General features: G+C 64.4%; 10 protein-coding genes and 1 pseudogene. 4 read left to right on the top strand and 7 right to left on the bottom strand.

All coding sequences use genetic code 11. The features are described 5' to 3' along the window. Nucleotides 1–268: transposase (locus ABFX54_RS41200; RefSeq protein ID WP_346112302.1), on the bottom strand; the 268-nt coding region annotated here is incomplete at its 3' end. A 651-nt stretch (nucleotides 269–919) separates the two neighbouring features. Between ABFX54_RS41200 and ABFX54_RS41195 the strand changes: the two genes are divergently transcribed. Next, nucleotides 920–2,020: an AAA family ATPase gene (locus ABFX54_RS41195; RefSeq protein WP_346112301.1), complete on the top strand. Its 1,101-nt coding sequence runs from the start codon at nucleotides 920–922 to the stop codon at nucleotides 2,018–2,020. Nucleotides 2,021–2,078: 58 nt separating this feature from the next. On the opposite strand, the gene ABFX54_RS41190 is transcribed toward ABFX54_RS41195, so the two are convergent. Further along, nucleotides 2,079–2,906 carry a hypothetical protein gene (locus ABFX54_RS41190; RefSeq protein ID WP_346112300.1) on the bottom strand — a complete coding sequence of 276 codons (828 nt, stop codon included), beginning with the start codon at nucleotides 2,904–2,906 and terminating at the stop codon, nucleotides 2,079–2,081. Between the two features lie 171 nt (nucleotides 2,907–3,077). Further along, the gene (locus ABFX54_RS41185) at nucleotides 3,078–3,440 is read right to left on the bottom strand and encodes a hypothetical protein (protein WP_346112299.1); all 363 of its coding nucleotides are present in this window, start codon (nucleotides 3,438–3,440) and stop codon (nucleotides 3,078–3,080) included. A 157-nt stretch (nucleotides 3,441–3,597) separates the two neighbouring features. Between ABFX54_RS41185 and ABFX54_RS41180 the strand changes: the two are divergent. Next, nucleotides 3,598–3,950 (top strand): annotated as a pseudogene (locus tag ABFX54_RS41180) (transposase); the annotation flags it as partial. 146 nt (nucleotides 3,951–4,096) lie between these two features. Here ABFX54_RS41180 and ABFX54_RS41170 read toward each other — a convergent pair. Continuing rightward, a complete protein-coding gene (locus ABFX54_RS41170) occupies nucleotides 4,097–6,223 on the bottom strand; it encodes a hypothetical protein (RefSeq protein WP_346112298.1) in 2,127 nt (708 codons plus the stop codon). Nucleotides 6,224–6,321: 98 nt separating this feature from the next. Here ABFX54_RS41170 and ABFX54_RS41165 point away from each other — a divergent pair, with 98 nt between their 5' ends. Continuing rightward, complete coding sequence (locus tag ABFX54_RS41165) at nucleotides 6,322–7,629, top strand: hypothetical protein (protein WP_346112297.1); 1,308 nt, start codon at nucleotides 6,322–6,324, stop codon at nucleotides 7,627–7,629. 45 nt (nucleotides 7,630–7,674) lie between these two features. Here ABFX54_RS41165 and ABFX54_RS41160 read toward each other — a convergent pair whose 3' ends face one another. Further along, the gene (locus ABFX54_RS41160; RefSeq protein WP_346112296.1) at nucleotides 7,675–8,478 is read right to left on the bottom strand and encodes a helix-turn-helix transcriptional regulator; all 804 of its coding nucleotides are present in this window, start codon (nucleotides 8,476–8,478) and stop codon (nucleotides 7,675–7,677) included. Nucleotides 8,479–8,624: 146 nt separating this feature from the next. On the opposite strand from ABFX54_RS41160, the gene ABFX54_RS41155 reads away from it, so the two are divergent. Further along, on the top strand, nucleotides 8,625–9,032 hold the full coding sequence (locus tag ABFX54_RS41155) for a hypothetical protein (RefSeq protein ID WP_346112295.1): 408 nt from the start codon (nucleotides 8,625–8,627) through the stop codon (nucleotides 9,030–9,032). 462 nt (nucleotides 9,033–9,494) lie between these two features. Here ABFX54_RS41155 and ABFX54_RS41150 read toward each other — a convergent pair whose 3' ends face one another. Beyond that, on the bottom strand, nucleotides 9,495–9,902 hold the full coding sequence (locus ABFX54_RS41150; RefSeq protein ID WP_346112293.1) for a recombinase family protein: 408 nt from the start codon (nucleotides 9,900–9,902) through the stop codon (nucleotides 9,495–9,497). Next, a complete protein-coding gene (locus ABFX54_RS41145; RefSeq protein ID WP_346112292.1) occupies nucleotides 9,899–10,045 on the bottom strand; it encodes a hypothetical protein in 147 nt (48 codons plus the stop codon). The genes ABFX54_RS41150 and ABFX54_RS41145 overlap by 4 nt, the downstream gene beginning before the upstream one ends. Nucleotides 10,046–10,221 lie beyond the last annotated feature (176 nt).

Raw genomic sequence — 10,221 nt, 5'->3', positions numbered from 1 at the left:
GGCTGGGGAAGAACGAGCCGGTGCGCAACTTCGGGATCTGCAACTCCAGATCCCCCGCGGTGGTGGTCAGCGTCCGCGGCCGGTGCCCGTTGCGCTGCGCCCGGCGGTCCGGGGTGCGCTCGTTCGGGGCGGCGCCGATCACCGCGGTCAGCTCCGCCTCGATGAGGGCTTGGTAGATGGTCTCGGCGGCGTGCCGGATGCGTTCGTCCGCCTCGGAGTTCTTCAGTACCGAAAGGACTTCTAACAGGGCAGACTGGTCCAGGGCCATCGCGTTGGTTCTCCTCTGCGTGTCACTTGGCGGTTTCACACAGAGACTCACGCGATGGCCCCCCTTTGTTGAAGGCGACGCGCCGATGATGGCCGGTTCTACACCACCCGACGGGACGTAACCCGTTGAAGTCGGACGTGGCGAAATCGTTCCAGCAAGACCGGGTCGGAGCCTTTACCGGCTCCTGGCTATTGCCCCGGCTGCCTTTGCTGCACACACTGGGACATCTCCTCGTTCGGCAGTTGTCCTTCGAGTCCGGGTACAGTGCCGCGTCGCTGCGCGAGCGGGTGTACGCGCGCGCTGCGGAGGACGGTGGCCATCAGTACGGACTGCTCATATACACCGCTTCCGGCGACGCGGAGGGCACGTTGGGCGGTCTTGCGCGCAGGGCGAACCCGAGCTTCTCCTACGGCTTCTGGAACAGGCCGCCTGGTGCTCCGCTGACCCGCTGTGTTCCGAGCACGACGGTCAGGGCTATGGCAACCTGAACCGGGCGGCGTGTCACGCCTGCGCACTCATCCCAGAGACCAGTTGTGAGGTAGGCAACATCCTGCTCGACCGAGTGATGGTGATCGGCGGCTCAGGGGTTCCGGGCTTCTTCGAACCTGTCGTTGAGGCTGCCCGAGAAGAGGCAGCGAATCAGGTAGGCGCGTGGTGACCATCAAGTATCTCGACCTGCTCGCTGAGCAGCGCGCCGTGCTGGGCAGAGTCACCGAACCCGGCCATCACCTGATCAGCGGTCCACCCGGGTCTGGCAAGAGCCTGCTCGCGATCCACCACGCCGCCGCGCTGGAGATCGTCGGCCGTCCAGTGACATTGATCGCGCACTCGAAGCTGCTCGGTCAGCATCTAAATGCCGATGGCGTGCGGCTTGGCACGTCGTTGCCCATCCTGACCTTCCACGGCTGGGTGCACGGCTGGTACCGGGAGACCACAGGCTCATCACTCGGAGCGAGGAACGGCTCTTTTGACTGGGCGCGGTTGATGTCCGCAGCCCTCCATGACACCGAACGGCGAGGGCATGTTCTCGTCGTCGACGAAGCTCAGGACCTCCCACAGGAGTTCTTCGCCCTATGCAGGGTCCTCGGTATGGATGTAATCGCGTTCGCCGACGAGTACCAGCGGATCACCAGTAACCAATCCACCCTCGACGAGATCGAGAAAGCTCTTGGCGGCTGCCCTCGGCTTGAGATCAGTACCAACCTGAGGAACCCGCGCCCAGTCGCGGAACTTGCCCGTCACTTCTATCCGGGGCTATACCAGCCGCCGCTGCCGCACCGGGACGGGCCGGTTCCGGTGCTGCTGCGGTGCCCGGAAGCGCGCCGTCCATTCGCCCGCTGGCTCGCCCGCTATGCTCACGACCATCGCAAACTCAAGATTGGGGTTGTGGTCAAACGCAGCCGTGAGCAGGGAGAATTGCTGGCAGAGATCGAGCGGGAGCGTCCCGGGCTGCGGCCGCAGATCTACATCGGGGCTGCTGAGGACATGCGGTACAAGAACATCGACGCAGATCGTCCCGGTCTACGACTGGTGAACCGGGCAAGCGTCAAGGGCCTGGAGTTCGACACCGTAATCGTCCCGGACGCACATCTCGATGCGGGCGACCCATCCATCGACCTGAAGATGTTGTACTACGTGCTCGTCACAAGGACGCGCGGGGAACTCTATCTCTGCTATTCCGGTGACCAGGAACCACAGATGTTCAGCGCGATACCGCAGCGAACCCTTATCCGGAAGATCGTGCCCGACTAGGTTGGAGCGCCCGATGAAGACCTGGCCGAGTTCCAACCTTCAGTCTCGCCGATCGAGCTCAGATCGGTGAGCGACCTGCTGCTGCCATGAGGGCGTCGAGTAGCGCAGGAAGATCCGGAACCTCGTCAAGGGCCAACGGGACGTCGGCAACGTGGTCAAGAAGCAGGACAGCGGGTCCTCCAACCAGCGCGATCAACGTCCAGGACGACCCGTTGGCACGGACGACGTATTTTTCCCGAGGCCACGTTTTCCAGAGACGTATGGAGCCCGGAGCAAGATCATCCCTCCTCGCCAGCGACCAGGCTTGAACAAGCGCGGCGTCGAGATGCGGTCGCGCTGGGTGGTCTGCTGCCACCAGGCGCCTCACGTCGATGAACCGCGCGGGTGGATTCGGATTGTGGTCCCCCATGTTGTATGCATCGAACTGATAGTTGTCGACGTACTGCTCCTCACTGAGGTGGCCGCCGGAACGCAACTCATTCACGATTTGGTCGGCCAGACACCGGCGACCGGCAGGTATCCAGTCCGGTTCGGGAGCGTGTAGGAGGTCCGCTGCCTGAACTCCTCGCGGATCGTGGGGCTCCGGCAGTTCGGCATACCCAACCGCGCAGGTAAGTGGCCAGCCCGGGCGCAAGCTGACCACGGTAGCCGGATCCGGCTCGTAACCAGCAGCCACATAGCCCATCTCCAGGACGGAATTCACACTGTCAACCCCACGAACATCCGTGGTGAACTCGGTCCACCGGGCGCCGTCCTCGTCCTGACACAGAATGATCCCGTATCCGTCCTTATTCGCTTCTAGTCCCAACTGCGCGCAGGCGGAGGAATAGCTGTCGCCCAACTCGCCGGGGAAGTCGTCAGCGGTCAGCAAGGTGGCTGTGACCACGCGCAGACGGCGCTGCCGGCCAGGCACCGGGCCTTCGGAAGTGGCTGATCCATCCGCCGCCGGGGAGCGTGACCGGCCTTCGCTCCCCCCGCTACGCCGCCGTTTCTTCTTGCCTCTGCTCATGACATACGAGCGTCTCAGGAACTCACAGCCCATCGCATCGCTGGACGGCTACAGGTCGCTTCCTGGTGACAAGGGCCCAAGCTTGCCTTCGTGACCCAGTCGCTTGATCCAGCGACCCAAGCGTGCGCTCCGTGCGAACTGCTCGGCGACTACCCTGCCGGGCGGAAGTCCGCCGTCAGGCTGGCGATTGGCCAGCGCCCACTGCCAAGCGGTCCGGTGAAGGTCCTCGTTCTCGCCTTCGTCGTAGTTCAATGCCTGGGAGGGCTGGTCGCCGTCATCGACCGAAAGCTCTTGAGCGTCGGCGACCTCCATGTGCATGGCCTCGGCTGCCGTGGCAGAAGCTCGACGGATCTGAGACATCAACAGCTCGTAGCTGCCGATCAAAGCGACGCTCGGCCAGGCCGCGATCATGCGCCCCGATCAGACTCGGCTTGGCTACAGCGATGTTCGCCCCGAGGCTGGCCAGACTGCCGACCATCAACATGATCCACGCCAGGGCACTGGGGCCTGCCCCCGAAGTGACACCTTGAGTACCGGATGAGGGAGATCCGGAGACAAGGAGTTCCACGTGGCGATGAAGTCGTATCTGCCGGAGTTCAAGGCGGACGCCGTCGCGTTGTACCTGTCTGATCCGGCGCGGACGTACGCGTCGGTGGCCCCGGGACTTAGGCATCAACCGCGAGACGCTGCGCCTATGGGAGGAGGCCCGCGCGAACGGCACGGCCGGGGCCAGGAAGGCGGCCCCGGCAAAGCGGCCGACGGCTGGCCCGCTATCGTCCGACGACGTGCTGGAAGAGGAGAACAAGCAGCTCAAAGCCCGGATTCGGGAGCTGGATCCGGAGCGCGACATCCTGCGCCGGGCGGCAAATATATCGCCGGCGAGACGAACCGGTGAGCCGCTTCGCGTTCGTCGACGACCATCGGAGCGAGAAGTACGGCCGGTCGGCCTTGACCCGGTCGATGTGGATCAGCGTGCCGTCCAGCACCAGGTGGTGCAGCCCGTCCCGCTTCGCTTTACGCAGCGGTTGCACAGGCGGCGTGAGGATGAAAAGCGTTCAGCGAAGCAGTTACGGTGTACCCAGAAACCACACGTGCACCAGCTCGTCAGAGCCGCCGAAAACGACAATGCTTTTTCCTCCCAGCGTGCCGATGGCGGCAGCGAAAACCTTCCCCACGCTAGGAGTCTCGCCATCCAGCCGGTGGCCCTTAACGGGATCCCACACCTGCACCATTTCGTCCCCGCCGCATACAACCACCAACCTTCCGTGCAGTGCACCCACTGCCACGGCATTCACGATCCCGGCGTGACCGTCCATAGGCGCACCGATCGCCCGGCCCTCTGTCAGGTCCCACACGCGCGCGGTCCCATCGCTGCCACCCGAGATCGCTACCGTCTGCCGGCTCACCGTGCCGAACGCCACCGTGTTGACCTCTTTGGCGTGTCCTTTTAAAGGGTTGCCGATCGGCGCGCCGGCGCCGGCATCCCACATCCGCACGGTTTGGTCGTCTCCGCCCGAGATGACAATGCTCCTGCCCTTCCATGTCCCGATCGCGACCGTGTTGACGGGTCCGGCGTGACCGCTCAAGGGATCGCCAACTGCCTGGCCCTTCGCCAGATCCCACAGGCGCACGGTGCCATCGCTGCCAGCCGAGGCCATGACGGTGCGACTGGCCGCGACCGCGTTGACAGGGCCGGAGTGACCGACGAGGGGCGAACCGATCGGGGCGCCGGTGCCAGCGTCCCACACTCGGACGGTCGCATCGGTACCGCCTGAGATGATCACTGGCTTGTCCTGCAGGACGCCAAATGCTAACCCGGTCACCACCCCCGCGCCTCCGCCGATAGTGGTGTCGGCAGCCCTGCCCGCCATGAGGTCCCAGCGCCGCACCGTAGTGTCCGCACCGCCGGAAACCGCGATGACCTTCCCGTTTACGACACCGACCGCCACCGCTTCGACCGCCCCGAAGTGTCCCTTCAGGGGCTCGGCGAACTGGGTGCCGACCTCTGGCTTGCGCGACAGTGCCACAGGAATGGTCACCCCAGCCCCCGCTACCGCGACAGACCCGACTATGAGCATACGCCGCCGGGTCACGAAGCCGCTTGACGGCTGGACAGCAGGGTCCGGTCCGTCGATTTTGCCGCCCTCATGCAGGAACGGCTTCGACGTGTCTGGCTCGCCGTTCGCCACCAGCACATCCTGTAGACCATGCAGCTTGGAGGCTTCGGCGGACAATCGCTGGTCCACCCGCTCCAAGATCGCGCGGGCTGCGTCCTGGTCTGTCGGACCCATCAGCGCGGGCGTCGGCTCGGTATGGCGTGCCAGAGCCGCCGGCTTGGGTGGTGCCGGCGTCGTGCTGTCCAGGGTGGCCAAACGAGTAGCCGCCTGCCCTGCTCGGTGCAGCGCGCGGTTCTTCAGTTCCTCTGCCTGCCGGTGCTGCCGGTTCGCTTCGTCCAATCGGTCATTGGTCGCCCGCTGTAACCATTGGGCCGCGCGCAGCCGCTGTTCGGCATCGGCCAGCTGCCTGGTCAGCCGGTCAATCTCGGTTTTCATGGCGACCTGGGGCGCGTGGTGGCGGGTGGCGAGTTGCTTGCGCAGGCTCTGCCGTTCCGCCAGCAGGTCATCAACCGCCTTCCGTAGCCGGGCCATCATCTCGGCAAGGCCTGCTTCCAGTTGGTCATACCGGTCCGCCGACTCGTACACCTGGCCCAGCACCTTGCGGGCGTGCACCGCTTCGCGCAGCGCTTTTGCCCATTCCCGGCTGTCGGGCACGGTCCGGGACCCCGTGCCACCGGCCTCCCACACGACGCGGACTCTGCGCAGTAGGACTTCTTGCCGCCAGCCGTCTTCCTTGGCCACCAGCGCGATGAACGCGGTGATGAACGTCCACTCCGGGTGGCGCGTCCCCTGCAGAAAGGCGGCGATTTCGTCCTCTTGCCATCTGCGCAGTTCGCGGCAGAGCCGCTTGGTGGTCAACCCGTCCGCGTCGGCGATGACTTGTAACAACTCGCCGAGCTCGGCCCAACGGGCGGGCTGATCTTCCTCTCTGTGAGTGGCCCACGTCCATAAGGCGACAAGCAAGGGCACGCCGGACAACACCTGGACGACGTTGGCCGCCGCGTCCAGGGCCCCGGCGCGCAGCGCGAATCCCACCCCGAGCACGAGCGCAGCTCCAGCCACCGCAGCCACGACCACCCGCCGCGTTCTTGCCGACCGCATAACGGCATTGTCGCCCTAAATGGCCAGACGGCCAGATCCCTCGAAGGTACGCTGTCGTCCAACGAGGGACACCGATGAAACGACTCCTCCTTGTTGTGGGCGCCGCGGTCTTGGGGACGTCGGTCGCCGTCTTCCTGGTGCTCCAGGCCAATGCCGACGGAGATTTCTGGGTCCCCGCCCCCAGCTCAGCAGAGGGCAGCCTGGTCCTGGACGTCCACGGCGCGACCATCGAGCAGCTTCCCGCCAAATGTGAAAACAGCCGTTATCCGTATTTCTGTCAGTATGTGAGAAGCGAGCTGGGCAAGATCGACAAGAGCCTTCTCCGGCGTAAAGGCCTGACCATCAAGACCACTCTGGACCAGCGTATGCAGCAGGCGTCCCAGCAGGCCATCAACACTTACGTCAGCCACGATGACAAGGTGGTCGCCACTCAGGCCATGATCATCCCCGGCAGCGGTGAGATCAGGGCCATGGCCATCAGCCGCGGCCTCGCCAAGCGGTCTGGCCACCAGCAGGGCAGCACGGCGATGGTCTACACGCTCGCGGCCGCCCTGGAAAGCGGGATGCGCTACGAAGACGGCTTCCCCGCTTCGGAGGAATATCGCGCCTCCGACTATGTAACGTTCAAAGACTGCAAGGGCCAGAGCGTAGCAGACCCCAGCCATACGGTTCGCAATCACAAACCCAGCAGTTCAGTGTTCACGACCCTGCAGAAGGGCACGTCGGGCGAGGTCAACACGTTCTTTGTTCGGTTGCAGGAGAAAGTCGGGCTGTGCCAGACCGTCCAAATGGCGCGCCGACTAGGTCTCAGCAGAACAGATGGCGCAAAATTGCAGGAAGTCGAGACTTTCACGCTCGGCGTCAACGAATCCGATCCTGTCATCGTCGCCAATAGCTACGCCACGCTCGCCGCTCGCGGCCTGCGCTGCACACCCAGGTCCATCACCGAAATTTGGGCCGGTTCCGATCTCCTGCGCGACAACCCTCGCCGCTGCGAGCAAGTCCTCGACCCGGCGGTCGCCGACGCGGTAACCGGTGTTCTCTCCACTGGGCCGACCAGGGCATTCCTGAACAGCATCGACCGGGATGTAGCGGCTATGCCGGGTACAACGGACAACTTTGCGTCTGCCTGGTACGCCGGGTACACACCCAGTCTGGCCTCCGCGGTAAGTCTCGGCGTAGACCCGCGTCCAGGCGAGTGGGGGAAGCTCACTAACGTAAGCATCGGTGGCCGCCACTACCCGCAGGTTTACGGCGTCATGGTTCCGGGCCCCATCTGGAAGACCTCCATGATGGCAGCTCTGGCTCTTACCCCACAGACGTCCTTCGTGAAGGCCGACGCCAGCAGATTCGGCGGCTGTCAAAACAACTGCAGACCCTGACTATGGACGCCCTGCCAGGATTTGTGTGAGATCGCTTCTGGCGCCTCAGACTGTGGTACGGGCACATGAGGGAAGAGGAAGGAGACCTTCGCGCTGCGCGATCAACACTGTGCTCAGCCGATCGCGGGTGCGCATTTTCCGATACAGGTTCTGCTGGTGCTTGACGACGGTGTGCGGAGAGATCGCCAGACGGTGCGCGATGGCCTGCGCCGTTAGTCCTTCAGCAAGCAGAGCCAGGACCACGAGTTCTCGGGGAGTCAGTTCGAACACGGCTGGATCACCACGCTGAGCGGCCATGGGAAGAACCTGGCGATAACGGCGATGCTCCACGAGATGCGCATCTAGCGCGTCCAATATCGGCTGAAGTCTGCGGGCGTAATGCCGATCGTGCTCAGCGAAGTCCCGGCCGGCCCTGCCGACGATCAGAGTCCGGATCTTCCCCTGTGGACAGCGCAACGGCAGCGCCAGCTGCCGAGTGATCCCGATGACCTCACGTCCGGCGGCGAATGCCTCGCTGCGGTACCAGCGGGCATCGGCTATCTCATCCAGGGTGCGAACCAGGCGCAGGGCCTTACTGGCGGCGTACTGCTGCATCAACGGGTGCTCGTGCATGTGAGTGTTGATGAGCGTGTTCATCGGGGCTTGGCGCAACCATTCAGGCGCGCCCGCGAGCATGCGTCCTCGGCCTGCACGCCAATCCAGATCGACCAGTACGCTCATGCGGCCGTGCAGCGCCCCCAGTAGTTCGGTGACCACGAACGACCAGGAGTGTTCCGGATGCGGGCTTTTGAGCAGATCTGCCGCCAGGCCCAGCATCCGCTCGTAGTCACGCGATGCCAACTTCCCCACGAAGCGTAAGCATCCGCTATATCGGAGATCCAAGCTACTCAATTTTTGGTATTTCCGTTCAGGTGAGGGATCGGTGAAATGTATGCGAGGCGGCGACGCATACCGCGTTCCGTCACCCCAAACCCACAAAGCCCAGGAGGAGTATTATGGGGCCGAACGAAATCGACATTGTACGCGTCTACCCCACCGAATCGAAGTCGGATGTGGCGGATGAGACGCCGCTGACCGTCGGTGGCACATCCTTCGACGTGGTGGTCGAGGCGGAGTGCGGCAGCGCCCGCGCGGACGGGGCGCCGTTCGAGGTGGCCATTATGGCCTTCGATTACAGCGCCGGCACCAACCCTTCGAGCTACGGAAACTTCAGCCAGAGCGACAGCGGGACGCTCGATGTGCCGGACTGGCCTAAGTACCGCAAGCGCTTCACCATCGACATCACCAACATCGGCGCCGTGGACGGGCACGTGATGCAGTACACCGCCATTCTGCGAGCAGCAGCGGGGCCCAACCGGGTCGCGAAGTTCGCCAGCAGTCCGATGTTCATCGTTCAGCAGTAACAACATCACAATGCGTCCGGTGGGATCAGATGTTTCCCACCGGACGCATAATGACATCAGCGAGTGGTGCCGCGCCCCCGGCCTGGTTCCTCGTCCCGGGGGCAGAGAACCCCGGCGATCGTCGTCCGCCGGATGCGGCGCACGGCCCCCATATTCGGCTCCATGGCGGTTCATCCCTCCCGACCAGGGAGAACAAGCGTGGTGGAGGCGCTGAACGGCATGTACGTATCGGCAGTGTCTCCCCTCGGACACACACCGCACGCACATGTGGGGGTTCCGGTTGGATCCGGGCCTCCACATATTGCTTTTCTGGGTAGCACGTGAGCTTCAGCCCGAGCCGGCCGTAGAGCCCGGCCTTGTCGTCCGGATCCGCTTCCGAGACCAGGCGCACCAGATCCCCTACCTCTTCGATCATCGCTCTGATCTCTGCGACGGTGACGCGCTGCGCAGCCGGAACGGCCTTCAGCTCCCCTTCGAGACGAGCACGTTCACTCTTCGTCTCATTGATCCACGAAGAGATCTCGATCGGGTCGCCTCCTCGGGCACCCACAACGAGACACCGAGGTGCTCGAACAGCGGGAACGTCAAGCTGTACTGGTTGCCGTAGAACGCCCGCTGCGGCTCCCCGATCACCACCGCGTCGAAGCCCCGCCGCGGATCTTTCAGCTCCTCGATCAGCGCCGCCGCGTGCGGCCGGAGCTGCCAGGGGATCGAGCGGGACTTGTCCACGTCGAAGAACTCGGCGACGATCTCCCCGCCCCGCGAGTCGATCAGCGCCCGAGCCCGATGCAGCTGCCAGGCCCGTGACGCCTCCGGATCCTGGTTGTCCTCGGTCGACACCCGGCTGTAAAAACCGAACCTGATCGTCATCTCTGCTGCTCCTTCGCGGCCTGCGACTGCTTCACGCGGGCGGCCTTGAACAGAATCCGCAGCAGCACGGCGGCCGCGCCAGGGGTGAGCTCCAGCTCCTCCCCCGACGCAACCAACCGCAGCCCGCGATCTGCGCCACTCACGACCCATCCCTGTTCGGAACGGGTCCCCGCGTCCCCTGGCGACCGGATCGGGCCCTACGGGCCCGCCCGCCCCCGGCGAATCCACATGACCGCTCGCCTCGACGACCGATGTCAATCACCACCTGGATACGGCTCCCCACCCGTACAGACGCGGGCGGCCGTACACAGCCTGTGGA

Source organism: Nonomuraea maheshkhaliensis (assembly GCF_039529435.1).
GTDB classification, from domain to species: domain Bacteria; phylum Actinomycetota; class Actinomycetes; order Streptosporangiales; family Streptosporangiaceae; genus Nonomuraea; species Nonomuraea maheshkhaliensis.
Note: the sequence above shows the minus strand (reverse complement) of the source record. Positions and strands in the feature narration are given on the sequence as shown.